The organism is Paenibacillus sp. M2 (genome assembly GCF_046713495.1).
GTDB classification, from domain to species: domain Bacteria; phylum Bacillota; class Bacilli; order Paenibacillales; family Paenibacillaceae; genus Paenibacillus; species Paenibacillus amylolyticus_B.
On sequence record NZ_CP169648.1, the window covers coordinates 3,732,779 to 3,758,567 of the forward strand.

A 25,789-nucleotide genomic window follows, 5' to 3' on the forward strand; every position below is an offset into this window, starting at 1 on the left:
TGATACGGATGAAAACTAAACAATTATTAGATATGAATAATAACGTGAACAACGGCATGTACGGTTTTATTGAAATTCCAGGTAAACAAAAAATGAATTGGTTTGAAAGCGAGGAACAAATAAATGAAATTGGTCTTACAAAATGTAGAGAAGAGTTTTGGTGAAAAAAAAGTATTAGCCAATTTAAGTTTTCAATTTGAAAAGGGAAAGATCTATGGCCTTCTTGGGCGCAATGGCGTCGGAAAAACAACGTTATTCAATTGTTTAGGTGGCGAGATCCAAGTGGATGGCGGCAAAATGAAACTTGTCAACGGATCAAAAACGCGTGACTTGGAAATCGATGATGTAGGATACGTTTACTCTTTGCCACTGTTACCAGAATTTCTGACAGGATATGAATTTGTACGTTTTTTCATCGATGTTAACGTAGATGTGATTGAAGGACGAGGAAACAATATTGATGCCCTGTTTGATATGATGCACATTGCTCAGGATGACCGACATAAGCTCATTAAACATTACTCGCATGGGATGAAAAATAAAGTTCAAATGTTGTTATTTTTACTCATAAAACCTACAGTGATCCTGTTGGACGAACCTTTAACTTCCTTTGATGTCATCGTTGCGAGTGAGATGAAACAATTGTTACGTGATTTAAAAAAAGATCATATCCTAATTTTCTCGACCCATATATTGCAATTGGCAACGGATCTGTGTGATGAGTTAATTATTTTAAATCATGGGAGTTTAACACAGATTTCACCCGAAATCCTTACTCAGCCCGACTTTGAAGAACAGGTAATTGAATTATTACGGAATGAAAGCCAAAGCGGAAGTACGAAGGAGAACGCCGATGACGGGAATGATTAGTACAATTTCTCGCATATGGCAGTTACAGATGATTACGCTGGTCAACCGTTTGATCTATTTCACGCATAATTTACCGTTTGTTGCTCATTTAATCAGTGAACAAACTTATGCTGCTTTTCGGACGAAACGTGCAATTGGTGCAATTGCGATTATTTTATTATTTGTCGTTGGTTTATTGGAAAGCTTATTATATTTCGGGGGAATGTTTGCATTGCCCATGCTCTTATGGACAGAGAATGTTAATCCTACGGAGCATTTTAACCTTCTTCTTCACATGTATTTTTGCATAAGTGGCGTAATGGCTGCGGTAACGAGTGCAAAAGTGTTGGAATCAAACAAAATGAAGTATACATCTATCCGCCTTATGCGGATAAACCCAACCAAATTTATGCGAGCTACGCTATTTTATCGGTATACGACATTTTTCATCTATCAAGGGATTGCTATGACTCTGGTTGCGATACTTTTTAAATTTTCAATTCCTCATGCATTGCTGATTGTGGGAATGATGACTTTTTGGCGAGTGATATGTGAATCTTTACATTTGGCATTATTTAAATGGAAAGGCATTATTCTTGTACAGAAAATATGGGCTACGAGTTTGAGCATGTTGCTGGCACTGACTTTTGCTTACCTTCCCTTCACAAAACTAAACCTTCCTCTATTTGGATCTGTGATATTGGATCAACCGGGGCTTTTGATACTGATATCGTTGTTCGGGGCTATCTGTGGGTATGTTTTACTAAAACATACGGATTTCACATCTGCAGTGCGCGCAGTAACAAACCATGCTGATCCATTGTTAAATCCAGAAATACGGATGGCTGATCTTCAACAGAGAATGGTTCAGTCAAAAGAACATGATCTTAGCAGGCCTACGTCGTCTAGCCTTCATGTCAACGAGCAGCGCACATTAGAAAAAAAGGGATACGAGCAATTACACGAAATTTTGGTTACCAGGCACACCGCTCTCCTCCGTGCACCGTTCCACAGACGTTTATTGGCTATTATGATCATAGGCATACTCCTACCTTTGTTGGTACTCATTTTCAAAAATCATCTTTCACTAGATTCAATTGAAAGATTCTCACCTTTAATCATTATGTTCATGCTAAATCTGACCGTAGGTAGCCAGATTTGTAAGGCTCTATTCTACCATGTTGATAAGCCGTTGATGCGCTATCCATTTTACCGCCAGCATGCGAAGCAGCATTTTCTGTTACGATTTAGAAGTATATTAAGCATAAATCTTAAGTTAGGTTCTTGTTTAGCAGCTGTAGTAAGTGTATCTATACTTGTATTAACTGGAGGACAAGATATAAGTACACTACTTCCTATCTGGGTTACAACCATTGCACTGGCTGTATTTTTCTCAGTACATCATCTGTTGTTATACTATGTGATTCAACCTTATACCACTGAGTTGGAAACCAATAGTCCTCTTTTCTCATTCGTAAACGGCCTTATTTCATTGAGTTTTGTTGTGGCGATGTATCTAGGTCCTCCACTATGGGTACTAACCGCTATTATCATCGTGTTGACTATAGCCTATCTATCCATTGCTGTCCTTCTCGTAACCAAATATGCTCAAAACAATTTTAGAGTGAAATGAGAAGGAGTTTCCAAAGCATTGAGTCTTAATCCCCACTAGGGCCTATGTAATGTAGGAGGGATGAGATTCAATGCTTTTTTTGATTATGAGGAGGCATTATAAATAACAGAAAAGGATGTTGGAGAAGGGCTGAATGTTCAGCAAGTTTATTAGCAACATTGCTTCTGTTTTAATCTAATCGTTATTTTGTGATAAATGTTTTCCCTTTTTTATTGCAGGAAAATGGGAATCAGAGCACGAAATATGTTGATAATTATGCTAAAAAAGTTGCTTTGTGCACAATGATGTATCCAAAGCTGGATGTGCTTGAGCAAAGAGAAAGGTGTGTCACTATCCATGAAAGAACCATCTGAACACCTCATTGCCATGCTAGGTCAGCCTTATGATTCCAGGCGTGTTCAACAAATATTGCAATCCTTCGGTGTCAAACGTATGCCGAAGGCGAGCGATTATTTTAGTGACGACATTATTTGGTCTGTAAAGTCATCTATCCGCCTAGACGTTTATCGCTCACCGAAAATTCATGAACTGACTGGACGTGACGATCTGAACACGGATGAATGGATAATCGGCGCCGTCCATTTTCTTGCTCCTGGATCGGATGACCGAATCCATACCCCATTTCCAGGACAGCTTCCTGCCGGAATGACAATGAACTCAACGCCAGATATGTTGATTCGTGAATACGGTCAACCTGCATTGTATGAAGAAGGGGAATGGCTCGGGGGCAGCGGTCCGTTTCTGGCTTGGCGTGAATCCGGCATCAATGTCGCCATTGAGTATGAAAAGAACGAGGACGACAGTGCAATGACATGTTATACTGCCTGTTTAGTTGGATGTATCGGCGCTTGGCGAAAGGATTACCCGGAGGTTTTTGCTCCCTGAAGAAATCAAAAAAAGAAGCACCCACGCTGGTCTGCACCCCCATGGTAGGACTGAGACCAAGCATGGAGGGGCGTTCCATTCCTAGCTCAAAGTAGGGAACATATATTAGTAATAACAATTCATGTCGAGGGACTGATAGGGTGATAGGGATGAGAAGACTTGAGTCTGATATGTCATTAAACAGCGAATTATTTTCTGATATTGTCAGGTATGAAGACGAAACGATAAGCGGTACAACCATAATCAACTCAAATGTTGGTTCACCCATATTTTGGAGCTGTACCCTGCAGCATCTGATATTTGATACGTGCGATCTTACAAATGCGAGATTTTTTGCCGGTAGTACGATTGATCATTGTACATTTATTCGTTCCGACTTGCGCTCTGTTGGCATCGCCAAAGACGAAGCTGTTTTCACCAATTGCGAATTTTCCTCCTGTGATATGAGAGGGATGACATTGGAGAACGCTACGTTTATCGACTGTACTTTTTATAAATGTAGATTCAATGACCGGATTTTACAAGCGGCGAATATCGTCAATTGTTCCTTTACCGACAAGTGACCTGACACAATGTATTCCGCCAAAATCCAAAAATCATCTGTATGTTGAACAGATATCCGCACGTGTGAAAAATGCTTTGATGAAGATAGACGATGACCCTAACCTATCTGAAGATGATCGGAAGGTACTGGTACGCAGTCTTCGCAGGCTTGAGCCTATGGAACAATATATTTTTAACACAGTCCATATGAAGAAAATATATGGTGATGTTTTGGTTGAACGATTTTTCAGTAGTCTGGATTGTAACATGGCGTAGATTTTCTCGAACGATTCCATAGAATGATGAAGCGCGTTGTATAAGTTATCGCAATAAGGGGGAGTGTAGAAGAAAAAAGGTGGAAGAGAAATGTTCCGATTATTCATTTTGATACCCTGTTTTTTTCTGTTGCTTGGAACAACTTATAGTGCCTGGGGAGCAGAGATTACCGGATCTTCTCTCATAAAAGATCTTCAAAAAGGCGGATACATCCTTTATATCCGACATGGAGATGCAACTGTAGGGGCAGATCAACAAAACTTTAGTCTAACAGATTGCACTACGCAGCGGAATTTAAGTGTATTGGGAAAGGAACAAGCTGAAAAGTATGGCGAGGCTATCCGTAAATTAAACATTCCCCTCCAAATACCTGTAGAAGCAAGTCCTTTATGTAGAACCCTCCAAACGGCTCAGATTGCTTTTGGTACACAACAGGTAAAAGTAAATGATTTCTGGTTAAACATATATAATCTCAGTCAAAATCCGAGCACTGAAAAAATAAATAGTACATTGCGAGCATTTACAAATGAAATTGAACAAATACCTCCGACTCATGTTAACAGAGTAATTATAGCCCACTCTTTTCCTCCCGGGATAGGAGTAGGAGAACTTGCGAGTATGGAGACCGTTATTCTAAAACCACTGGGAGATCAAAAAGGGTATGAGGTTATTGGGAAATTGACATTAGAAGATGTTTTACAGCTAGCCGGAGTGTCAAATTAGATCAAAGATTGTATTTCAAGAGGAAAAATTTAAAAAAATGGATTGAAGTAAAAAGAGAGGGGCCGCTTTTGGTGACAAAAGTTGCCCTTCTTTGATTTCCTCTTGTATTTATCTTATTTCCCGCTGGTCTTGTCCAAATCAGTTTGCCCGATATATGGAATTCAAGTAATTCGAAATTGATGAAGCATCATCAATGGAGGTACGCATTGCAATATATCCGTCAGGACGAATCAATACAAGTTCTTTACTTGTTACATCGTAAATTCGATAGGCATTACCTGCTGTGTCTATTAAACCTTCCGCTGCCCTTTCCACGTTGGATGGCAGAATATAATGTATGTTGAGTTCGTTGTTGGTGAAGTTCTTCAGCGAAGGATCGACGCTGTTTGCAAAAGCCAAAAGCGTCCAGTGTTGGCCTCGCAATAGGTCAAAGAGACTTCCTGCAAATCCGGTGCCTTGCAGGCCCGTAGCATTAGGAGCACGATCCCCAGGAAATGAACGGGTAGCATTTGTTCGAGCAGAACGACGGGTAAGCGAACTTGAGCGATAGGAAATGAGTAGCCCACTCGTCAGATCGTCGGATATGGTGCTCAAAGTTTGGGACAACCCTCCGCCTTCAGTCGCCGTTCCTATGACCACTCCCATCTTCTTCGTGCTGTCCTCAAGAACAGCTTGAGCCACTGGGCGGCGCTCCTCATCGTACGTGTCGAGTAAGGCGGTGTCCGCTCCTCGTATCACATCCGCCAGCTTCCAGCCGAGATTGTACGCGTCCTGCATCCCCGTATTCATGCCTTGACCACCGGCCGGCGAATGAACATGAGCAGCATCGCCGGCAAGGAAGACCCGGCCGTTGCGGTAACATTCAACCATACGAACGTTCACCCGGTAGATGGACAGCCAGGAAGCAGCCGTAAGCCGAACACGTCCGGCCCCTGCGCGACGATCAAACATGGCTTGATACGCCTCTAGCGAAGGCTGCTCTGGTTCTTCGATGTCTTCCGGAATTGTAGCCTGCAGTTGCCAAATATCGGATTTTGGCAGCGGCGTCACCCCGATCATCCCCTCCGAAGAAGTCCAGATATGGATATGGTCACGATCTAACCCTTCCAATCGTACATCGCCAAGATACCATCGCTCTTGATCGTGTGTTTCCCCAACTAGCGGTAAGTGAATAAACTTGCGGATATTGCTTTTGCCCCCGTCAGCGCCAACTACATAACGAGCGCGAATTTGCTCTTCTCCTTGTGGTGAATTCACGGTTATCGTTACACCATCCTCATCCTGAACAAGACTTATGGCTTCCATGCCCAACTCAACTTGACCGTCAAGCATTGCATATCGGTCGCGCAATGCTTTTTCTACATCATATTGAGCAATCCAGACCGGATCGCGATAGGGTGTTTCAAGTTCGGGGCTGGCTGCAACGGTAATAGACGGCTTGTCCACACTCCTGCCATCTGCGGTATAATAACGAACAGGCACATCCACAACACCTGTGTCAATAATGTAGTGGACGGCCTCCAAATCATCCACAACTTCAAGCGAGCGAGGCTGTATTCCTTTGGCGCGAGAAGCAACGTTAAATAAGGAGCTTCGTTCAATAATACGATGGTCGATGTTTCGACGGGCCAGATCACAGGCAAGGGTAAGCCCTGTAGGACCGGCCCCGACAATAAGAACATCAACAAAAGACGGCTTGGTATTCATGAATAGAATCCTCCTTGATCATTGATTTGATATGCTACATTTGTTATACTACACCGTGCAGTGTAGTTTGTAAACAGAACAGAACTCTAATCAATTTCTGATGGTATACCTATAAGGGGGCAACGTAAGAATGGATTATACGGAAAACAAGAAAATCCGCAAAGGCTCTTCAGACAAAAGAGCTAAAATTATTGCGGCAGCACGAGACCTGTTTCTTTCCGATGGGTTTGATCGATCCAGCGTCGATGCGGTCGCAGCTAAAGCGGGAGTTTCCAAACGGACAGTTTATGATTATTATGGCGACAAACAGAATCTACTGCTTGCCGTTGTTGAAGAATCCAGTTTGGCGGTTCTTGACATGATTGAGCAAGGGATTTCAGATCACCTCTTGGAATTCGAGGATCTGAAGCAGGCGCTCATCTTATTTTGCGAACAAATCGTAGCTTCTGCGAACGGTTCGTCCGATTACATGGCTTTGATCCGTCTGGTTATGGTGGAAACCGCCAACCTGCCAGACTCGTTTTTTGATAGGCTGGATAATGCCACTGAAGAGGGGATTATCAAGAGGTTTACAGAGTTTGGACAAACCGGATTGCTCCATGTGCCCGATCCTGAAATGGCTACAAAGCACTTCGCTGCATTAACGTTTTTATTGGTATTTAATCAACCCAGAAAAACAGAGGCATTGGAAGAGGAACAAACCAAACGTATCATCACTGAAGGGGTGCGTGTCTTTCTTTGCGCTTATGCGCCTCGTAGCGTTCAAAAGGAAGATCAACCATCATACTGAATGCGATTTTGTTCAAAAATAAAAAAAGGACTGTAAACATTCATCTTCTATCGATGAATACTTTCGGTCCTTTTATGTTTATACCGTACTAATAAACCACGGGATCGGTTTCCGCCTCTCTTTGTTAACGTCTTCGGAAGGCTCCGCCGCGTGCCAGAGCGAAGAAGATGAGCAGGGCAATAACCGAGCCAACAATGGCTGGAATAATATGAAATCCGCCAATCACCGGTCCCCTTGGTCCCAGCAATTCCGTTCCTAACCAGGAACCGATAAAACCCGCAATAACGTTCCCAAGTACACCGCCCGGTACGTCTCGCCCAATCAAGTTGCCGCTTAACCAACCAATAAGTCCACCAACAATGAGTACCCAGAGCAGATCCATGGATTGTTCTCCTTTCTTCGGGTTTACTACAAGTTATGTTGGGTTCGTTGGAATATACCTCATGTTCCTGTTGGTGGAGGAATCTAAAGCGTCTGTGCTAATATGGGTTAATATATGATTGAAGCTGGAGAACAAGCTAGATAGGGGTGCTTGTACATTTGAAGAAAATCCTAGTCATTGATGATGAAATCGCAATTCGAGATTTAATTGAGCTGGTGCTAAGACGAGAAAACTATGATGTGCAGACCGCAGAGGACGGCAAAACGGGCCTGCAGCTGCTCGACTCTTTTCAACCCGATTTAGTGGTACTAGACCTGATGCTGCCAGACTGCTCCGGTTATGACTTGTGTAAGGTAATTACCGGAAAACGTGCCATTCCTGTGATCATGCTCTCTGCCAAAAATGAGGTAATTGACAAGGTGCTCGGACTAGAGCTAGGGGCGGAAGATTACATGACCAAACCCTTTGACAATCGTGAATTGCTCGCTCGGATCAAGGTGATTCTGAGAAGAAACGAGAGTAAGGAGGAATCGAGTGAAGGGACAGAAGTGAAATCTACACGCATCATTCATGAAGAGCTGACATTTGATCTGGAAAGCCGCAGGGTACTTAAAAACGGTGTACCCGTGTCTTTAACGGCCAAAGAGTTCAAAATACTGGAAACGTTACTCAAAAGGCCAGACAAAATTTATACCCGGGATGAGCTGCTGCAGATTGGATGGGGATATGACTTTATGGGAGACAGTCGCAGTGTGGATATGACCATCATGCGACTACGGAAGAAGCTCGAGGATAACGCTGACGAACCGAAGTACGTCAAAACGATCTATGGATTTGGCTATCAACTTGGAGGTGGCGAGGCCTGAAGTATGCAACCCGGTTACTGCTGAATTATTTATTTTTCTCCGTGCTGTCTTTTGGCATCATCATTTTTGCGGTAAATAAAGCTATCGATTACTATAGCTTCGTTACCATTGAGAAACAGATGATGGAGAAGGCAGATCTGTCGGAGTTGTCCTTCCGTGAGGTGTTGGCACAGCATAGGTCCTCGTCAGGAGAGCCCCAGACGAAGGAAATTGTCAGACTTGCTCTGGAGAAGCTGAAAGCTTCAGGCAAGGAAGTACGTATCTATGACAGCTCCAAGCAGTTGCTGGGCCTAGCTGTGGATGGCATCATCATTAATGATGGCAAACCGCTTATTTTTGACAAAAATATTGAGAAAGCACTAAGCGGCAGTTATGCCTACACCGTCACGGAAGATCATCTGCTTTATTTTGCGACGCCCATTCAGGATCAATTCTACGAAAACGCTTATGTGTATGAATTCGTGGATGACATTTCCTACTTTTATGCGATCATGGATCAAATTCGTTATATCCTGTTTGTCGGTGCAGGCGGATTTATTGTGCTGATTACGTTATCCAGCCTGTGGATTGCACGCAACACAACCAAGCCGATTAAGATACTGCTTAGCGCTGCGCAAAGTTTCTCCAGACAGGAGTTTCGGAGAGTTCATCTAAAACGGAAGGATGAGCTGGGCATGCTGGCAGATGGGCTGGATTCCATGGGGCGGCAGCTTCATGATTACATTCAGTACCAGAAACAATTTGTCTCCAACGTATCTCACGAGTTAAAAACACCCTTGGCAGCCATTCGTGGTTTCTCTCAATACTTGGTTGAAGGGGAGACCGAGAACAAGGAGCTGCAAAAAATCTATGCTCATCTGTTGCAGGAATCGGATCGGCTCACCCGCTTGATTAATGAACTGTTGTTGTTATCCCGATTCGATAAGGCTGGTTCTAACGATTTGGAAGTCGAGAAGACCGAAATGAACGAACTAATTCAGCAAGTTGTAATGAATATGGGAGCGAAGGCTAAGGATAAAGGGATCGAGATCAGAGTTAGTCAGGCGGAGGAAGAACCGGATGATGAGGGTACGACAAGAGTGCACGCCAACGTGAATCCAATGCTGATGTCCCATGCGATCGCTAACCTTGTAGACAATGCCATCAAATATTCAGCTAGTCCATCGCTGATCGAATTGAGGTTGGAACATACGCCAAACGAAGTAGTTATACGGATATGTGATCAAGGCATAGGCATCGCGGGCGACGAGCTGGAGCGAGTGCAGGAACGCTTTTACCGGGCGAAAAATGCAAGTACAGCAAATGGTTCAGGTCTTGGACTTTCGATTTGCAAAGAGATTGTAGAGCGGTTTAATGGATATATCGACATCGAAAGTCAAGTGGGAAAAGGGACAACCGTTACAATTGTTTTGCCTCGTGCGTAGACCTGCATCTAAACCCAAGCCTAAATCTTAACGTTACAAGATTGGTACATTTCTGTTATAAGACTAACAAATGTTTTATTTATAATCACTTCATAAGAACAAATCACACATTTATGGAGGGATCATGATGAAATTAACTAAGAAAGCTGCAAGTTTTATCGTATTAGGTGCTTTACTAACGGGGGCATTAACTGGCTGTCAGTCCAGTGAAGCTACATCTCCCGCAACCGGACAGAACACAACAAATGAACAGAACACAGGTGAAGGTGCGACAAATGCTAATGCGCCTGCTTCCGAAAATTCGGAAGAAAAGGGCACTGAAGCTATTAAAGAAGGTTCGATGGAGAAGGAAGGCAATGTGGTGCTGAAGGAACTTGCTTTTGTCTATAATGAGCACACCATTGCGATTTCGGATACAGCGAATGAAGATCAGATGGAACAGATGCTGGGCAAACCGGATAACCTGAAATCTCATACGTACAGTGCCGACGATGGAACAAATATGGATAACTTAATCGGTTTTACGGAAAAAGTGTACACGTATCCTGGTCTGGAGATTAAAACAATCAGTATACCGAAGGGGAAACAAGACTCCATCTTTCATATCGAAATCACAGATCCTAAGTACGCGACAGTGCGAAACATTAAAGCAGGAGATAGCCTGGATACACTCAAAAACGCATACCCTGAGGGGAAACTGCTTGGTGATGGAGCCCCTGATGAGGAGGATGACTTCCGTTACGAGCCATCCAATTATGTGGATGTGATGTCGTTTCATATCAAGGATGCCAAGGTAGAGAGCATTCAGATCTTCAGCCTTCTGGACTAATATTTAGTGATCGATGTTGGCAAGCCATTCATTCGATTCACCTTTAACACATGTATAAAATGAAAGTTAACCCTCTTACATCCTGAAAAGGAGTATTGAGGGTTAACTTCATTTTAGGACTTTTAAATGAAGCGCTGCTTGGGCAAATGCAACCCATGATTAGCGAGTTTGCAAACTGAAACTTTGTTACGTTTCGTCCGCGATGAGCGGTTAAATCCGGCTGTAGCTTCTGCGACCAATCATGTCTGGCTACAAGCTTCCCGTCCGTTTTCTGCACAAGATCAACCTCCAACAAACGGTACCCTCGATTGACCTCTCTCCGAACCTGTAGGGAATTCTTAGAGTTCTCATAAGATAGATACTAGCATTTTCAACCTCTTTTTATTGTTCGAAAATTTTCGAATTATGTATTGCAGCTATGTGGGAAGTGTGATATATTTCTTTTCAGGCCAAACAGTTCGAAAATATTCGAACTGAAACTGCACTGCATAAGACAGTATAGACAATATAGGAGGTAATAACATGTCCAATACAGCAACCGCTGGCAATACTACCAACTCTCTGAACACCGATGCAAACATCACGATGTTAAATAATTATTTTCGCTTGTTTGATGCATCTCGCACTGACGACCGGGCTATGAAGGATTTGTTATCCCTGTTCACGCAGAATGCTGAAATTGTTTCAAACGGTAGCAGTCGTACAGGATTCGAGGTGGTTATTAAGACTTTTTATGAATACAATAAAGACATTAAACATATGTGGGATGCATGGGTTCTTCAGCCCGACGGCAGTTATCGAACTAACTGGGCAGTATGCGGGCAAGCAGTAGATGGCACGGTGTATGCGAAGGCGGGTATAGATATTATGCGTGTGAACGAGTCAGGGCAGATTGTGTATCTGAAGAACGTACAGACGACTGAAGATGCTTACAATGAATATAACTCGTAAGATGAATATTGGTGCTTGTTACTTCATAGGCCTCTGGTAAGCAACCATTGCTGATTTGCTACATAGTAACCCATTTTTTTGATCAGTAGGCATAATTTTATCGACTTATATTTTAGTTTCACAGGATCTGTGGCCTTCAACCGAACTATCCTAAAACCAAAGAAACCGATGGGACTTTACATAAGTAAAATGCCCATCGGCTTTTATTTTATCTCAACAATAATATACCTTCTTATTCTGGTGAAAATATGTCATAAGGGATAATTTTGCTATGTGCGTAGCGTAGAATGAGCTTCATGTTAGTCTAACATGATTTTCTCGTTAACCATTTGATAGTAATACTCATCCATCTGTTCTGCCGTAACATCTTCTTCAAGATGATATATCCACCACGTCACAAGTAAACTAATGACCCCTGAATGATATTCCGCTAAAAGTTCTATGGGAGGTGAAAATGGTTTCCCTCTTCTTTTTAATTCCAGAAAATCTCTTCTGGATATATCTCCGATATAGTTTTTGAAAAAGTCAGTAAATCCCTTGTCATTCTTCTGGTTTTGAACAATTGGCTCCAGTAAATTCTCCAACATGAATCTAGATAGGCTTTGCAAGGGTTGCCGAAGCCGATCTTCTATACTCATTTGTAAATAATCCTGAAGAACCCACGTGAGGGTAGCGGATAACAGCGCAAATTTATCCTCAAAATGTTTGTAAAACGTTGTACGGTGAACCATCGCTTTGTCACATATCTCATTAATCGTGATATTGCTGAATAGTTTGCCTTGCTCAGATAACAGATCTCTAAAGGCCGTAATTAACAATTTATGAGTCCGGGCAACTCTTAAATCAAGCTTTTTTTCATTGATTTTCATCTACACCACTTCCATATCGTAGTTTAACTATATACCATCCCTATATTGATTCTTACTATAAAAGAAATTTTGATTATATTGGTATTATAAGTAATATTTTGTTTTTTCAACAAGTGTAGATTAAAATCTAATTTCTAGAAAGGATGAATCTTCGGTGTCCGACATGAAAAAAGCTGTGGTGATCGGAGCAGGGATTGCTGGATTAATTACTGCAAGAATGTTAGCTGATTATTATGAGGAAGTATGTGTGATTGAAAGGGATGAATTCCCTTCGGAGCCAAATAACCGACAGGGTGTACCTCAATCTTTTCATCCACACCGCGTACAACCACGCGGCGCGCTGATTATGGAACATTACTTCCCAGGATACAATGACGAATTGATAGCATTGGGAGCGATCTCTTCACACGATGAGAAGCTTATAGTTACTAATCGATACGGTACATTAGTTAACAATGAGGATCCTTCTTCATTTAAAATTGCATCGTGCAGCAGAGCTTTGCTGGAATGGGTGCTACGCAAACGAATCCAAAATATCCCTCATATAAGCTTCTTAACAAGTATGGAAGTTACTGGACTCATCGTATCTGAAGACCAGCATGCTGTTACAGGCATTTATACCAAAGAAAGAAGCGGTGAAAAAAGGAAAGACCAACTTCCAGCGGATATGGTTATTGATGCTTCAGGACGTTCTTCCAAATTGATTAGGTGGCTTGATAAATTAGGGTTGAATGTGCCAGAACCAGAAGTGCTAAAGGTATCTCTTGGTTATAGCACCCGTTATTACAACATTAAATCCTCCATTCCGAACGAATGGGTGATGTCTGATTCAGATCCTGAGCAAGGTATTCGTGCAGGCATATTTACGCGCATTGAGGATGATATCGCTGGACTCATTCTTTTCAATGCTGGAGGAGATGAGTATCCGTCCACTCAGCCCGAAGAGTTTCAAGATCAAATCAAGCATCTATTTGCTTCAGATAAAATTGTGAAGTTAATGGAGCAGTTGGAGCCATTGCAAGGGCCTAGGGGGTACCGTATTTCCGAGTCTGTTCGTCAGCATTTTGAACTCATGGAAGATTGGCCCTCTGGTTTACTCGTCCTTGGTGATGCATTTTGTAGCTTTGATCCTATTCACGGACAAGGTATCACCGTTGCTGCGGTCGAAGCTGAGACTATAGGGAAGTCTTTGGAAGCAAAGCGCTTGCATCCCGATCCGCAGTTTGAACGGAACATATTGCTTCGTATGCAGCAGGCCATCGATCCGGCTTGGTGGCTTAGTTCCGTGGCTGACCTGCGTTGGAGAGGGGTAGAACATGGTGGGCCTTATGAACTGAAAGGAGTGGATTTTGCTCAGAAATATATCAACTTATTTACGAAGCAAGCGATGAAAAAAGCAGATCAGGAAAAAGATAACCATCTCTTTTTTATGCAATTCCTAATGAATGCTTTGATCCTTCCTCCAAGTGAATATTTCAAAGCGGATGTCCTGGACATGATTCTAAACGACAATGGTTCAGAAGAAGAAATTGAATTAAGAGCAGCGCTTCGTGTCCAGGATTCGGATTTGTTCCAGCAAAAATTAGATGAGATCATTCCATTATTCCAACCCGAATATGATGAAGAGATTAAGAAACTGCTGGAAACACTTGAGCCTGCCTCTTTTAATGGATAACTTATCATGATGAAGTCGTCATTTTGACGGCTTTTTTATTTTGTGTCTATTATGATGGCGTGTTAGAAGTACAGTTACCCTTGAGCTAACATGCAACAATCCTTTGAAAAAAATGAAACTCTACGTTACTTTTATGTTACAAATGTGAATCTCTGATACCTTGTACTAAATACGAAATAACATGTATTTTATGCATTAATCTATGTAACATAAGTTGTGAAAACAAATACATGATAAAAAACCGATAAAGCGAGATTCATTTATATCCAGATCCGCTCAAGGTTTAAAAGAAAGGTGGCTTACCAAATGAGTCAAACATTTCAATTTCCGAATGGTTTTTTGTGGGGAGGTTCCGTCTCTGCAAACCAAATTGAAGGTGCTTACCAAGAAGACGGAAAAGGACTTTCCATTCAGGATATCATGCCAAACGGCATTCAGACACCTCCGACGATTGAACCAACAGAGGATAATATGAAGTTATTTGCGATTGACTTCTATCACCGATATAAAGAGGATATTAAACTCCTTGCAGAAATGGGTTTCAAAGTTTTTCGTACGTCTATAGCTTGGTCCAGAATCTTCCCGAAAGGGGATGAACTTGAGCCAAACGAAAAAGGTCTTCAATTTTACGACAACCTCTTTGACGAGTGCCGGAAATACGGGATTGAACCTCTAGTTACGATCTCTCATTATGAAACTCCTCTACATCTCGTTAGGGAATACGATGGCTGGGCGAATCGAAAAATGGTCGATTTCTATGAACGATATGTGCGAACCATTTTTGAGAGATACAAAAGCAAAGTGAAGTATTGGCTCACATTTAACGAGATTAATTCGATTCTTGAACACCCGTTTGCAAGTGGCGGGATTAACACGCATAAGGATCAACTTAGCAAACAGGCCCTGTACCAAGCGGTTCACCACGAGTTTGTTGCAAGTGCAATGGCGGTTAAAATTGGGCATGAAATTAACCCGGATTTCAAAATTGGTTGTATGGTCATTGCTATGCCGATTTACCCATTGACTCCTGACCCTAATGATATGATCAAAGTGATGGAAGCGGATCATAAGAACACAGGTTTTACGGATGTTCACGTGCGTGGTTATTACCCAGGTTACATGAAACGTTATTTGAAAGATAACGGGATTACCATTCATTTCGAGCCTGGCGACGAAGAAATTTTGAAAAACACCGTTGACTTTATTTCCTTTAGCTATTATCAAAGTAGTTGTGAAACGGCTGATCCTGCCAAGCAAATTAAAGGAGAAGGAAACCTGATTGGTGGTGTTCCTAATCCGCTCTTGACTGCGAGTGATTGGGGTTGGCAGATCGACCCCAAAGGCTTAAGGTACATCATGAATGCAATGTATGATCGTTATCAGAAGCCATTATTCATCGTTGAAAATGGATTAGGAGCCGTAGATGAACTGATCACTGACGAAAATGGTAATAAAACCGTTATTGATGATTATCGCATTAAATATTTGAAGGAGCACTTGCTTCAAGTCGCTGAAGCCATTCAAGATGGTGTTGAATTAATGGGATATGCATCATGGGGTTGTATTGATTTGGTTAGTGCAACAACTGCAGAAATGAAAAAACGGTACGGATTTATCTATGTGGATCGTCATGATGATGGTTCAGGAACATTGGAACGCTTTCGTAAGAAGTCCTTCCACTGGTATAAAGATGTCATTCAGAGCAACGGGAGCAGCTTGTTTCGTGAGTAGCAGGTGCTAATGTTGGAACATTGTTGATTACAGATCAGCTTAAAGGCCTACAGAATAAAACTAAGAAAGGGCCGCCAGTCAGCGGCTCTTTCTTAGTTTAATAATTGATATTTGAACGATTAGGGAGTAGAAGATGAGAAGAAAAATGTTTTTAATTATTGCTTTATTTGTTGCTACATTGAATTTGCGCCCGGCTATTAATTCCATATCTCCGCTGCTAGATACGATTCGGGAGGATCTGGGGATGAGCGCTGCACTAGCCAGTTTGCTAACTTCAATACCTGTACTATGTATGGGCGTATTTTCACCTTTTGCCGTCAAAGCAAGTGGGAGATGGGGAATAGAACGAATCATTGGATATTCCCTGATTGTGGTCGGAATCGGAATAGCTACTCGGCTATTTACACAGTCTACGTCCGTTTTACTTTTATCAGCATTGATCGTAGGTATCGGGATCGCTTCGATCGGCCCGTTAACTTCAGGTTTTATTAAAAAGTATTTTCCCGATCATGTTCCATCTATGATTGCACTCTATAGTATTGCAATCACTGTAGGGGCTGCGGTCAGTTCAATGGTATCGATTCCCTTAAAGACATACTTCAACTCTTGGCAGATAGCAGTAGGAGGGTGGGCATTCATTGCCTTTGTAGCAGCGATCATCTGGTGGATCATGGTGAAGCCTCGATCTGAATCTGCTAATGCTAATGTGAGTGAAATAAAAGAACGTCCGATAATTAAACTTCCCTGGGGAAATAGAAGCGCATGGACGCTTACGCTTTCATTTGGATTAATGGCTATGTTGTTTTATTCTTTTACAGCGTGGCTCCCGTTAATGATTCAGGAAATGGGGTATAGCAAATCCTATGCAACGCTTTGTCTGACCATATTTGTTGTCATCCAAATCCCGATTAGCTTTGTCCTTCCTGTATTATTGAAGAACTTTCCTTCAAGAAGAGTATGGATGGTTGGTGAATCTCTGTTCATGATTGTTGGGTTGATTTTATTGATGATGAATTTCATACCGATGGTTTCCGTTGTACTCTTTGGAGTTGGAGCAGGGGGCTTGTTCACCTTAAACCTGATGTTACCGATTGATTCTACAACCAATGTGAACGATGCAACTTCCTGGTCAGCGATGCAGCAATCTGCCGGGTATGTTATTGGAGCGCTGGGTCCAATATTGCTAGGCTGGATTCATGATGGTTCCAATAGTTTCACACCTGCTATGATTGGAATGATTGTGATCATCATTCTAATGATTATGACGCAAATTGCAGCAACACGAAGGAAAAAAGTAATGGAAAGCGTCTAACGTACTCATCCCATCGAGAGCCATAGTGACTTAAAAGAGAGCCCAAAAGGCTCTCTTTCTGGTCTTTATTTATAGAGAGATCGAGTTCTTTCTCATAGCTCCAATTCTGTATTTACCATTTCTTTGAAAACCTCTCGTCCCAGCCATTCCAACAGGAAAGTAACAGGAACCTGAGTGGTGATGTTCGTGGATTCGTAATACTCTTCTTTTACATAATAAGGGATACTTACATCTGATATTTTAGCCATGGTGGATTGGCGATCGTTCGTTATCGCCACAATTTTATTTTTCTCCTGCTTGATCCGTTGGAGATAAGGTAGCACAAACGGGTTTTCACCTCGCGTAGATAATGCAATCGTAACACTGTCTTTTTGAATTCTGGTATGGATGGGGTAATGAGGATCTTTTATGTACACGGAACAGATCCCTAGATTTGAGAAAAATCGGGCTCCATACTCTCCTATTATTCCGGAGCTCCCGATACCAATAAAAATAACGCTACTGGCATTAGCAATTAACTTTGCTGCCGTCCGAATTTTCTCCTCCAATTCAGGAGCTTGAGAACGTTCAAAAAACCCATACACTGCATGATGTGGACTTTTCAACTCCTGCTTCGTTAGTTTATCTTGTTGGGAAACGAGCATCTTAAGTTTTACTTTAAATTCGGAAAATCCCTCACATTGATTCTTTCTGCAAAATCGCAGAATGCTGGCTGTAGATACATGAGTTTCATCGGCCAGTTCTCTGATACGCATGTACGCCACTTTTTCCATGTTCTGAGAAATATAGTTATATAAAGATAGTTCCAATTCGTTATAGGATGAGATTTGCTCACTGGTGAACATGGATATGCACTCCCTTAGACCATAATAAAAATAATAGGTGACCTGCTTAGGCAGTATACATTACCTATGTTTAAAAAACAATGTGTTACATTTTTGTAACAAAAATCATCTCGTGTCAAAGGAAACTAAACACTTAAATCATATATATTTTCTTTTCTGTTCTGAGTAACATGACGTTATAACATATGTTTCGCACTTCCATTATAACTGGCTAGACGCGTCCATGGTCAGAGAATACCTTATTATACGTCGAAGGAGCCTTACAACATGGATAAACAACAATTGTCCAAAGATATTCTCAAACTGGTTGGTGGGGAAGAGAATATCGATCAAGTTACACACTGCATGACTCGACTCAGATTCAATCTAAACGATAACAATCAAGCAGACAGAACAACGTTAAAAAACACACCTGGCGTTATGGGTGTAATGGAAAACGGTGGACAGTTTCAGGTGATTATTGGCAATGAAGTTTCCGAAGTGTACAGAGCACTAGTGACCAATATGAGCATGAAGCCTAACGCAGAGAGTGCTCCAAAAGGTGGAAAGAAACAAAGGAATCCGATCAGCGCATTATTTGACTTCATCTCGGGCATGTTCACGCCAATCCTGCCAGCAATTGCTGGCGCAGGTATGATCAAAGGGATCGTGTCCATTCTGGTGGCTTTTGGTTGGATGACGAATACAAGCTCAACCTATATCATTTTATCCGCCGTTGGTGATGGTGCATTCTACTTCCTGCCTATTCTTCTGGCCGTTAGTGCTGCGAAGAAAATGGGTAGCAATGTTTATGTGGGAGCTGCATTAGCGGCTGGTCTTATGCACCCAACCATTACAGCCTTGTTTCAAGAGGGTAATACATCGTTTGCAGGCATTACAGTTATTGCTACATCCTATGCATCATCGGTTATTCCCATCGTCATTGCAATCTGGATCTCTGCTTACGTGGAGAGAGCTATAGACCATGTTACGCATGCTTCACTCAAAATGATTGTTGTACCCACTGTAACGTTACTTATTATGGTACCGCTAACCTTGATCGCGATCGGGCCACTGGGTGGCATTATTGGAAACGGTTTATCTGGGGGTATCAGATGGTTATTTGATAACGCATCCATTTTTGCAAGTATTTTAATTGGTGGCACGATGTCTGTACTGATTATTACTGGCATGCATTACGCACTGTTGCCGCTTGCAGTTGGTTCGATTGCAACACTTGGTTACGATTTTATCGTTCCATTAATGTTCGCAGCTAATATGGCCCAGGGTGGTGCCGCATTTGGTGTGGGCTTCAAGTCTAAAAATACCCAAACCAAATCACTTTCATATTCTACAGGACTGACCGCTCTTATGGGAATTACGGAGCCAGCCATGTACGGAATTAACATGAAATTCAAAAAACCATTTATTGCAGCGCTCATTGGGGGCGCAGTCGCTGGAGCGTTTCTGGGAGCCTTTTCGGTTAAAGCCTATTTCATTAGCACTGTAGGTCTTCCGGGAGCTGCCTCATATGTCGGTCCAGACATTAGCAACCTGCTCTATGCACTAATTGCTGCTTTGATTGCATTCGTTGTCGCTAGCATCATTACTTATATTCTGGGCTTCCAGGAAGAGGTACCTGCACCATCAGCAACGTCTGCAACTATATCTGTAGTAACTGAAGACACTGAATTACAGGATGAACAAATATTCAGCCCTATCAGTGGGGAAGTTAAGCCACTTAGCCTGGTTCCAGACCCTGCTTTTTCAGAAGAAATGATGGGTAAAGGATTTGCCATTCAACCTGCAGAAGGACGTGCAGTTTCCCCAGTTAACGGCACAGTATTCTCTGTTTCTAAGAGTGGTCACGCTATTGGTCTCGTAAGTGATCTTGGCGCAGAGATGCTCATTCACATTGGGATTGATACGGTAAAGTTGAAAGGCCAATTTTTCTCGCCAAAGGTACAGGCTGGAGCAAAAGTATCCGTAGGCGACCTATTGATGGAATTTGACCGTGAAGAGATTGAAAAAGCGGGTTACAACATGATAACGCCGGTCATTATTACGAATATGCATCAATATACCGATGTGGAATCAGCTGGTCGTACCAATATTCTTGAAAAAGAATGGATGTATACAGTCAAAGTTTAATCTGGTTATACCCATAGCGACAGTGTTCCAAAGCATCTTTGGAACACTGTCGTTTTTGTCTTGATGTTGCATAGCAAAACCCAAAAAACTCCTTCTACATAATATTAAGCTGATACAAAACACTGCGTAACATTTGAGTAACAAATGTGATCTCATGTTAATTCAAACTAAAAGGCTGAAAGGTATATATTTATTTGAATAATAAAAGTAACATAAGTTATGCAAATGAGAATCTCTTATGGATTTAACACTGAAAGGTGGAACACAAATGAATCTAACCATTCGCTTAGGGGCTGTTTTTCTGTGGGAAAGTCTCTAGCTACTAATTCAATAGTATCTGGTTGAGAATATTTAATATATCTATTTTTCTAGAAATACAGAAATAAGAAGGTGCAATTGTTGAAAAATATGTGGAAAATATATTTATTAGCTGTAATTAGTTTTCTTAATGGATCATCAGAATATGTTATTGCCGGAATCCTGGACAAAGTAGCTGAATCTAGCAACATTTCAGTTTCTTCTGCTGGACAGCTCATTACTGTGTTCTCTATAGCTTTTGGTGCAGGGACTCCTTTCTTAATTGCTTTTACATCTAAATTAGACCGAAAAAAGCTCTTAGTTTATGCATTAACGGTATTCTCTGTTGTTAACATTTTAATTGCAACGATCACAGGATATGAGATGCTTATCGTAGCTAGAATTATTTCAGCACTTAGTGCCGGTGTTATTCAGGTTACGCTCCTTACTCTTGCTGCAGCTTTGGCTGCTCCAGGCAAACAAGGCAGTTCAATTGCTACTGTTATCATGGGAAATAGTACGGCATTAGTTATCGGTGTACCTATAGGCAGGGTTGTAGCTTCCCATTATGATTGGAACATTATCTTTATTGGTCTTGGAGTAGCCGGACTTATTCTCTTATGCCTAGCGCTGCTGATCATACCTAAAGTCGTTGCTGAAAAAGCGGTTCCTTTGCGTGATCAGTTTACATTCATTATGCAACCCCGTATTGCAGCAGCGTTACTGATTACGTTCGTGTGGTTAGGTTCATATTCCATTTTATTTACGTACATTTCGCCGTATCTCCTAGATATATTTAACATGAGTGATCAAGGTGTAACGGTAGCCCTGTTTATATTTGGTATTGCCAGTGCTATTGGTTCCAAAATAGGAGGACTCAGTACAGATAAATGGGGTACATTCCGTACCCTAGCTGGTGGAATGATACTCCATGCCATTGTATTACTGTTGTTCCCGTTTATAGGCCAATCCATATTTCTTCTATATATATTACTTATTTTCTGGGCACTAGCAGCCTGGTCCTCAGGTACGCCGATCCAATTTCAGCTTATAAGTCTCGCTCCTGCCGCTTCTGGCATTGTACTGAGTCTGCATAGCGCGATTGGACAAGTTGGAATGGCTGCCGGAGCTGGTGTTGGGGGTATTGCTGTCAACCACAACTTGTTGAACTATATTCCATGGATCGGTGCGCTTGCCCTTGTGATTGGCATCGTAACAACGCTGCTTGATAACTCTCTATCTAAACGAAAACAAACGAAACAATCTTTGCATTAAATAATCACTTGTATTATCTTTCTTTGATACATGCCGGTTAACGATATACAAAACCTCTATAACAATAAGAAAGCAGCTGACCCAAGTGATCAGCTGCTTTCTTTGTTTTATAATTCATAACTCATTAACCCAATGATAGTAGGTCCAACTGCACCATTAAGTTCACAGCGAATGAAGCCGTAGACACGATCTCGTCAAGCTTATCGACGGTTTCCGCATACATTTATATACCGATTGAGGCGAGTACTAACCTCCAAGCCTTGTTACACCACAACTAACAGTACAATAATTCCGAGAAAAATCAGCCAGCATACTGGGTGACCGAAATTTAATCCCCAGCCGACACCAAACCTTTTCTCGACAATTAGATTTGGATCCTTGCGATTGAAATAAATCATACCTAATAGCCATTTTTCATCATCATGGACAGGTCTGAAATTGGAGTGATCTGCCGATTGCTCCAATCGGCTTCCGCCCTGACCAGCCCAGAACGATAAGGCTAAGGCGTATAGGATGATAAAGGCTATTATGATTAGGACAATGGGAATAGCGAAATTGATGTTAAGCAGAGATATCATATTTAGTTGCACGACGGACAACAGGATAACTATTAAAAAGCTTGCTGTAATCATAAAACCTGACCAAGTACGGCAGAAAGTTACGTCTTGTCTGATGGAAAGGTTAGGATCAGTGGGTTGAACCTGCTGCTTCACTCTGCGAATACTCCAATTCTCAAATATGAACACAAGTATTAAGAACACTTGCATTATCGTAGGCATAAATACAGAACCATAAGATTTAGCTGCATACCCGTCTACGTTCCAACTGCTGTTGTAATGGATCGGAATCTGGTCAGGAATTAGGTCGTAGTTAAGTAGCACCGTTACAATACCAACAACAATAATGAAAACATGGATGAGGAACCACTTACTAGACAAGCTAATGTTTCTTTTCCCAAAACCAGTGTCCACTGCCATGATCGATGGTTCAAGAGCAATAGGCAGCATAGGTAGTAAACTTTTCATTTTGAAATGATAGTTAATGTTTATGACTAGGGAGATTACGACCATGGCGAGTGAATAAGTGACAATGATCCAACTTTGTTGCTTGGAATGTTCATCACCGTATATTAGGCAGATGATACAAACAATGAATAGGATGGTATGAAAGGTAGCACTAATCTTAGCATATGACTTCCGCATCTGGCGTAGAGGTTCGCTATGAAATTGTACAGCGCTGACGGTGACCCCAAAACTAATCGTCTCTCTTGTTAAATAAGGCATGCTTACCATGAGTACAATGGTAGGTACAAATACAAAGATCAATACTATAACAGGCATTATCGTCATATCATTCGCCCCTTTGATACATAAGTGTGTATTCGAAAACTCTATAAGCTTTAGAGCATATGCGATGCATCACTATGTCTTTTTGCTTATGATTATTATTTTAACTTAGGGTAAGTAATCGACTTGAATATAAGTTGATTATAATTAATTTTATTGACTACTTCCCGTTTTAGATAACGTTATAATATAAACAGAGTTCAAGACATGAATACAATAAACGGAGGGGTAGGATTGAACAAGTATGTGTTACATATAGTTGCAAGTGTAATTTGCATATTGTTACCTGCTGTTGGTCTCCTATATGTTTTGTGGGATAGCCACCAACCCAAAATAGGACCTGTAGGAGACGGAAAACCGAATTATCCTTCAATATCTCAATGGATATCTATTGGCTCTTCTTTTATTCTTGGAGTAGTTAATTTACCTCTTTCCATAATTCGATATAGACAAAAGGCTAAAGAAGATATTAAAAGTTAATGCTTTATTACGTTAACGTAGAAACTATAATTGAATAAACGACAAGAATGAAGCTGCCTGTGTTAGACCGCTGCTTCATTACATTAACGGGCAGGATAGATGAATTTTGTGAATGTACGCCAGGTATGCGAATGATAAAAACATAAGTTTAACTTTTAAGATTAAAGTCATGCTACAGTCTTCAGAATTCGCAGAATTCGTCAAAGGAAGTACGATCGAAGAATAAAGAGGTCGAACCCGTCAGAGTACAAATGGTATACACTGCTTTTTATTTGACTCATTTATAAAAGAACTAGGCAGTAGATTGCCTATCGTCAGGCAAGAGATGGGTAATCACGATAAATCTGAATTAAAGCTGGAGGCGAATAAGATGCTGGAATTAGAGTTTACGACTATAGAGGAGTGGGATGAAGCATTATGGGCGCGGATGGAGCAAATCTATCATGAGGCTTTTCAAAGCGGCGCTAAGACAAAAGCGATTCTGCGCAGTATGCTGGACCGGAAGATTGGTTATTTACACACGGGCGTGCATCATGGAGAAGTGGTTGCGATGGCTGTTACTGGACTGGAGGGGAAGGTTGCGGAGCGCATCCTGATCATCGATTACCTTGCGGTTGAACAGAAGTTGCGTGGGTGGGGCATAGGGACCTGGATGCTAGAGCAACTCAGAGCCTGGGCGTTAAGGGAACACCGGATCAAAGGTATGATTATCGAGGCGGAGTTCGGGACAACGGAGGCTCATCAGGAACGCATTCAGTTCTGGCAACGCAACGGGTTCATCCTAACCTCCTATGTCCATCAATATAGAATGGTGCCAGAGCCGTATCAGGCAATGATGCCGCCACTGGATACAAATACGCATGTGCCTGACGATGGTGAAGCACTGTTTCGTTATATCAATGCTTTTCACAAGGTTGCTTACCGGAAGAGTTAGACCGCATTCAATGGAGTTGTGGAAATGAATAGAGTCAAGTTAAATATAGCACCATTCTCTTTTGTGTTTAGTTTAATGTAAGGACCATTAAAAACGGACATATGAAGAACCAGTCTTCAAACTTTGGGGAGGATCGGTGCTTTTGTTCATTTATATAAAATATAAAATTTTATGTTTATCCATTGTGACTATCCTCTTTCAAACAGGATGTAAAACGATCAGTTCTTGACTGCACGGTCAATAACTGATACATTAATCCCATGAGCAGACCAAGAGAATTTGATGTCGATCGTGTATTACACCAGTCTATGGAAGTGTTCTGGAATCAAGGCTTCAAAGCGACTTCTTATGAGGACCTTACGCGTACTACAGGAGTCAAAAAGCAAAGTTTGTACTGTGTTTTTAAAGACAAGCGATCGTTGTTCCTGAAGGCGCTGGCACTATACCGTGAACAGGTTATAGCGAAACTGAAGGAGATTGAAGCCCTGGATTCGTCTCCCGTTGATAAACTGGATGCCTTACGATATTCCCTTTTAGACGATGAAACTGGCTGCCAAGGGTGTCTAATTGTGAATGCATCACTCGAATTCGGAACAGATGACGAGCAGGTCACACGCGAAGCTGAGCTCATGGCAGAAGAGGTTCAACTGGTATTAGAGAAGATCATAAGTAGTGGCCAGAAACAACAATTAATTTCCAACCGGTATACGAGTATAGAGCTTGCATCTTACCTAAATAACACCATTCTTGGTGTGAGAGTTATGGAGAAATCAGGTTCATCCCGTGAACAGATCGAGACAGTTCTGCATATTTCATTTGGCATGATCATGTCTTGATCTTTTTTTTGTGAAATTCTTGACTACAAAGTCAAAAATAATTGAAGGCGGATTAAACCACCACGAAACCTTGAAGGAGGTGGGGCTTTTCGATAAAAAGCGTGTATTGATTCATTTGGAAGTAACGTCTAGCTGTTAACCAGGCTGGTTGCTGTTTAACATCTCCTAGGTCAATTTATATAAAACAAAATTTGTGGAGGT

The 25,789-nt window shown here is 41.6% G+C and carries 25 protein-coding genes; 20 read left to right on the forward strand and 5 right to left on the reverse strand.

Features of this window, described 5'->3' with window-relative positions; translation table 11 throughout:
• The first annotated feature begins 8 nt into the window (after window positions 1-8).
• The 7 genes from ACETMN_RS16805 (at window position 9) to ACETMN_RS16835 (ending at window position 4,909) form a co-directional block, all read left to right on the forward strand.
• Window positions 9-164, forward strand: a complete 156-nt coding sequence (locus tag ACETMN_RS16805; RefSeq protein ID WP_179198703.1) for a hypothetical protein — start codon at window positions 9-11, stop codon at window positions 162-164.
• Window positions 124-870 carry an ATP-binding cassette domain-containing protein gene (locus tag ACETMN_RS16810; protein ID WP_411734800.1) on the forward strand — a complete coding sequence of 249 codons (747 nt, stop codon included), beginning with the start codon at window positions 124-126 and terminating at the stop codon, window positions 868-870. Before ACETMN_RS16805 ends, ACETMN_RS16810 begins: the two co-directional genes overlap by 41 nt.
• Window positions 854-2,482, forward strand: coding sequence for a hypothetical protein (locus ACETMN_RS16815; RefSeq protein ID WP_411734801.1), 1,629 nt, complete (start codon window positions 854-856; stop codon window positions 2,480-2,482). Before ACETMN_RS16810 ends, ACETMN_RS16815 begins: the two co-directional genes overlap by 17 nt.
• Window positions 2,483-2,818: 336 nt before the next feature.
• On the forward strand, window positions 2,819-3,367 hold the full coding sequence (locus tag ACETMN_RS16820; protein WP_411734802.1) for a hypothetical protein: 549 nt from the start codon (window positions 2,819-2,821) through the stop codon (window positions 3,365-3,367).
• 443 nt (window positions 3,368-3,810) lie between these two features.
• Complete coding sequence (locus ACETMN_RS16825) at window positions 3,811-3,930, forward strand: hypothetical protein (protein ID WP_373419916.1); 120 nt, start codon at window positions 3,811-3,813, stop codon at window positions 3,928-3,930.
• Window positions 3,875-4,186, forward strand: a complete 312-nt coding sequence (locus ACETMN_RS16830; RefSeq protein WP_411736455.1) for a hypothetical protein — start codon at window positions 3,875-3,877, stop codon at window positions 4,184-4,186. The genes ACETMN_RS16825 and ACETMN_RS16830 overlap by 56 nt, the downstream gene beginning before the upstream one ends.
• Window positions 4,187-4,276: 90 nt before the next feature.
• Window positions 4,277-4,909, forward strand: a complete 633-nt coding sequence (locus ACETMN_RS16835) for a histidine phosphatase family protein (protein ID WP_091021010.1) — start codon at window positions 4,277-4,279, stop codon at window positions 4,907-4,909.
• A 138-nt stretch (window positions 4,910-5,047) separates the two neighbouring features.
• Here ACETMN_RS16835 and ACETMN_RS16840 read toward each other — a convergent pair whose 3' ends face one another.
• Complete coding sequence (locus ACETMN_RS16840; RefSeq protein ID WP_411734803.1) at window positions 5,048-6,616, reverse strand: FAD-dependent monooxygenase; 1,569 nt, start codon at window positions 6,614-6,616, stop codon at window positions 5,048-5,050.
• A 130-nt stretch (window positions 6,617-6,746) separates the two neighbouring features.
• Here ACETMN_RS16840 and ACETMN_RS16845 point away from each other — a divergent pair, with 130 nt between their 5' ends.
• A complete protein-coding gene (locus tag ACETMN_RS16845; protein WP_091021012.1) occupies window positions 6,747-7,406 on the forward strand; it encodes a TetR/AcrR family transcriptional regulator in 660 nt (219 codons plus the stop codon).
• Window positions 7,407-7,530: 124 nt separating this feature from the next.
• Here ACETMN_RS16845 and ACETMN_RS16850 read toward each other — a convergent pair whose 3' ends face one another.
• The gene (locus tag ACETMN_RS16850) at window positions 7,531-7,788 is read right to left on the reverse strand and encodes a GlsB/YeaQ/YmgE family stress response membrane protein (protein ID WP_091021013.1); all 258 of its coding nucleotides are present in this window, start codon (window positions 7,786-7,788) and stop codon (window positions 7,531-7,533) included.
• Window positions 7,789-7,946: 158 nt separating this feature from the next.
• On the opposite strand from ACETMN_RS16850, the gene ACETMN_RS16855 reads away from it, so the two are divergent.
• The 4 genes from ACETMN_RS16855 to ACETMN_RS16870 all read left to right on the forward strand — a co-directional run bounded on the left by ACETMN_RS16855 (window position 7,947) and on the right by ACETMN_RS16870 (window position 11,858).
• Window positions 7,947-8,654: a response regulator transcription factor gene (locus ACETMN_RS16855; protein ID WP_091021014.1), complete on the forward strand. Its 708-nt coding sequence runs from the start codon at window positions 7,947-7,949 to the stop codon at window positions 8,652-8,654.
• Window positions 8,655-8,695: 41 nt separating this feature from the next.
• On the forward strand, window positions 8,696-10,078 hold the full coding sequence (locus ACETMN_RS16860) for a sensor histidine kinase (protein WP_411734804.1): 1,383 nt from the start codon (window positions 8,696-8,698) through the stop codon (window positions 10,076-10,078).
• A 127-nt stretch (window positions 10,079-10,205) separates the two neighbouring features.
• Complete coding sequence (locus ACETMN_RS16865; protein WP_411734805.1) at window positions 10,206-10,907, forward strand: hypothetical protein; 702 nt, start codon at window positions 10,206-10,208, stop codon at window positions 10,905-10,907.
• 522 nt (window positions 10,908-11,429) lie between these two features.
• Window positions 11,430-11,858, forward strand: coding sequence for a nuclear transport factor 2 family protein (locus ACETMN_RS16870; RefSeq protein WP_310335719.1), 429 nt, complete (start codon window positions 11,430-11,432; stop codon window positions 11,856-11,858).
• Between the two features lie 299 nt (window positions 11,859-12,157).
• Here ACETMN_RS16870 and ACETMN_RS16875 read toward each other — a convergent pair whose 3' ends face one another.
• Window positions 12,158-12,727, reverse strand: a complete 570-nt coding sequence (locus ACETMN_RS16875; RefSeq protein ID WP_076327468.1) for a TetR/AcrR family transcriptional regulator — start codon at window positions 12,725-12,727, stop codon at window positions 12,158-12,160.
• A 163-nt stretch (window positions 12,728-12,890) separates the two neighbouring features.
• On the opposite strand from ACETMN_RS16875, the gene ACETMN_RS16880 reads away from it, so the two are divergent.
• The 3 genes from ACETMN_RS16880 to ACETMN_RS16890 all read left to right on the forward strand — a co-directional run bounded on the left by ACETMN_RS16880 (window position 12,891) and on the right by ACETMN_RS16890 (window position 17,445).
• Window positions 12,891-14,402, forward strand: a complete 1,512-nt coding sequence (locus tag ACETMN_RS16880) for an FAD-dependent oxidoreductase (RefSeq protein ID WP_256975437.1) — start codon at window positions 12,891-12,893, stop codon at window positions 14,400-14,402.
• 306 nt (window positions 14,403-14,708) lie between these two features.
• Window positions 14,709-16,133: a glycoside hydrolase family 1 protein gene (locus ACETMN_RS16885; RefSeq protein WP_091021018.1), complete on the forward strand. Its 1,425-nt coding sequence runs from the start codon at window positions 14,709-14,711 to the stop codon at window positions 16,131-16,133.
• Window positions 16,134-16,266: 133 nt separating this feature from the next.
• On the forward strand, window positions 16,267-17,445 hold the full coding sequence (locus ACETMN_RS16890) for a CynX/NimT family MFS transporter (RefSeq protein ID WP_091021019.1): 1,179 nt from the start codon (window positions 16,267-16,269) through the stop codon (window positions 17,443-17,445).
• Window positions 17,446-17,537: 92 nt separating this feature from the next.
• Here ACETMN_RS16890 and ACETMN_RS16895 read toward each other — a convergent pair whose 3' ends face one another.
• Window positions 17,538-18,290, reverse strand: a complete 753-nt coding sequence (locus ACETMN_RS16895; RefSeq protein WP_091021020.1) for a MurR/RpiR family transcriptional regulator — start codon at window positions 18,288-18,290, stop codon at window positions 17,538-17,540.
• Between the two features lie 267 nt (window positions 18,291-18,557).
• Between ACETMN_RS16895 and ACETMN_RS16900 the strand changes: the two genes are divergently transcribed.
• Both ACETMN_RS16900 and ACETMN_RS16905 read left to right on the forward strand, forming a co-directional pair.
• A complete protein-coding gene (locus tag ACETMN_RS16900) occupies window positions 18,558-20,420 on the forward strand; it encodes a beta-glucoside-specific PTS transporter subunit IIABC (RefSeq protein WP_091021021.1) in 1,863 nt (620 codons plus the stop codon).
• Between the two features lie 408 nt (window positions 20,421-20,828).
• Entirely contained in the window at window positions 20,829-21,992 is a 1,164-nt protein-coding gene (locus ACETMN_RS16905; RefSeq protein WP_256975438.1) for an MFS transporter, read from the forward strand.
• 263 nt (window positions 21,993-22,255) lie between these two features.
• Here the strand turns inward: ACETMN_RS16905 and ACETMN_RS16910 are convergent, their stop codons facing one another.
• Window positions 22,256-23,341, reverse strand: coding sequence for a DUF1648 domain-containing protein (locus ACETMN_RS16910; RefSeq protein ID WP_091021023.1), 1,086 nt, complete (start codon window positions 23,339-23,341; stop codon window positions 22,256-22,258).
• Between the two features lie 231 nt (window positions 23,342-23,572).
• On the opposite strand from ACETMN_RS16910, the gene ACETMN_RS16915 reads away from it, so the two are divergent.
• The 3 genes from ACETMN_RS16915 to ACETMN_RS16925 all read left to right on the forward strand — a co-directional run bounded on the left by ACETMN_RS16915 (window position 23,573) and on the right by ACETMN_RS16925 (window position 25,588).
• Window positions 23,573-23,818 carry a hypothetical protein gene (locus ACETMN_RS16915; RefSeq protein WP_091021024.1) on the forward strand — a complete coding sequence of 82 codons (246 nt, stop codon included), beginning with the start codon at window positions 23,573-23,575 and terminating at the stop codon, window positions 23,816-23,818.
• A gap of 370 nt (window positions 23,819-24,188) precedes the next feature.
• Window positions 24,189-24,752 (forward strand): GNAT family N-acetyltransferase, encoded by a 564-nt coding sequence (locus ACETMN_RS16920; RefSeq protein WP_091021025.1) that lies wholly within the window; start codon window positions 24,189-24,191, stop codon window positions 24,750-24,752.
• Between the two features lie 260 nt (window positions 24,753-25,012).
• Complete coding sequence (locus ACETMN_RS16925; protein ID WP_091021026.1) at window positions 25,013-25,588, forward strand: TetR/AcrR family transcriptional regulator; 576 nt, start codon at window positions 25,013-25,015, stop codon at window positions 25,586-25,588.
• Window positions 25,589-25,789 lie beyond the last annotated feature (201 nt).

What these genes read in the sequence shown, in the direction of transcription:
- ACETMN_RS16830 (WP_411736455.1), top strand. Translation starts at nt 3,875, where the DNA reads ATGACCGGATTTTACAAGCGGCGAATATCGTCAATTGTTCCTTTACCG.
- ACETMN_RS16925 (WP_091021026.1), top strand. Translation starts at nt 25,013, where the DNA reads ATGAGCAGACCAAGAGAATTTGATGTCGATCGTGTATTACACCAGTCT.
- ACETMN_RS16845 (WP_091021012.1), top strand. Translation starts at nt 6,747, where the DNA reads ATGGATTATACGGAAAACAAGAAAATCCGCAAAGGCTCTTCAGACAAA.
- ACETMN_RS16810 (WP_411734800.1), top strand. Translation starts at nt 124, where the DNA reads ATGAAATTGGTCTTACAAAATGTAGAGAAGAGTTTTGGTGAAAAAAAA.
- ACETMN_RS16875 (WP_076327468.1), bottom strand. Translation starts at nt 12,727, where the DNA reads ATGAAAATCAATGAAAAAAAGCTTGATTTAAGAGTTGCCCGGACTCAT.
- ACETMN_RS16920 (WP_091021025.1), top strand. Translation starts at nt 24,189, where the DNA reads ATGCTGGAATTAGAGTTTACGACTATAGAGGAGTGGGATGAAGCATTA.
- ACETMN_RS16825 (WP_373419916.1), top strand. Translation starts at nt 3,811, where the DNA reads ATGAGAGGGATGACATTGGAGAACGCTACGTTTATCGACTGTACTTTT.
- ACETMN_RS16910 (WP_091021023.1), bottom strand. Translation starts at nt 23,341, where the DNA reads ATGACGATAATGCCTGTTATAGTATTGATCTTTGTATTTGTACCTACC.
- ACETMN_RS16820 (WP_411734802.1), top strand. Translation starts at nt 2,819, where the DNA reads ATGAAAGAACCATCTGAACACCTCATTGCCATGCTAGGTCAGCCTTAT.
- ACETMN_RS16840 (WP_411734803.1), bottom strand. Translation starts at nt 6,616, where the DNA reads ATGAATACCAAGCCGTCTTTTGTTGATGTTCTTATTGTCGGGGCCGGT.
- ACETMN_RS16805 (WP_179198703.1), top strand. Translation starts at nt 9, where the DNA reads ATGAAAACTAAACAATTATTAGATATGAATAATAACGTGAACAACGGC.
- ACETMN_RS16885 (WP_091021018.1), top strand. Translation starts at nt 14,709, where the DNA reads ATGAGTCAAACATTTCAATTTCCGAATGGTTTTTTGTGGGGAGGTTCC.
- ACETMN_RS16865 (WP_411734805.1), top strand. Translation starts at nt 10,206, where the DNA reads ATGAAATTAACTAAGAAAGCTGCAAGTTTTATCGTATTAGGTGCTTTA.
- ACETMN_RS16870 (WP_310335719.1), top strand. Translation starts at nt 11,430, where the DNA reads ATGTCCAATACAGCAACCGCTGGCAATACTACCAACTCTCTGAACACC.
- ACETMN_RS16905 (WP_256975438.1), top strand. Translation starts at nt 20,829, where the DNA reads ATGTGGAAAATATATTTATTAGCTGTAATTAGTTTTCTTAATGGATCA.
- ACETMN_RS16815 (WP_411734801.1), top strand. Translation starts at nt 854, where the DNA reads ATGACGGGAATGATTAGTACAATTTCTCGCATATGGCAGTTACAGATG.
- ACETMN_RS16850 (WP_091021013.1), bottom strand. Translation starts at nt 7,788, where the DNA reads ATGGATCTGCTCTGGGTACTCATTGTTGGTGGACTTATTGGTTGGTTA.
- ACETMN_RS16890 (WP_091021019.1), top strand. Translation starts at nt 16,267, where the DNA reads ATGAGAAGAAAAATGTTTTTAATTATTGCTTTATTTGTTGCTACATTG.
- ACETMN_RS16835 (WP_091021010.1), top strand. Translation starts at nt 4,277, where the DNA reads ATGTTCCGATTATTCATTTTGATACCCTGTTTTTTTCTGTTGCTTGGA.
- ACETMN_RS16900 (WP_091021021.1), top strand. Translation starts at nt 18,558, where the DNA reads ATGGATAAACAACAATTGTCCAAAGATATTCTCAAACTGGTTGGTGGG.
- ACETMN_RS16895 (WP_091021020.1), bottom strand. Translation starts at nt 18,290, where the DNA reads ATGTTCACCAGTGAGCAAATCTCATCCTATAACGAATTGGAACTATCT.
- ACETMN_RS16880 (WP_256975437.1), top strand. Translation starts at nt 12,891, where the DNA reads ATGAAAAAAGCTGTGGTGATCGGAGCAGGGATTGCTGGATTAATTACT.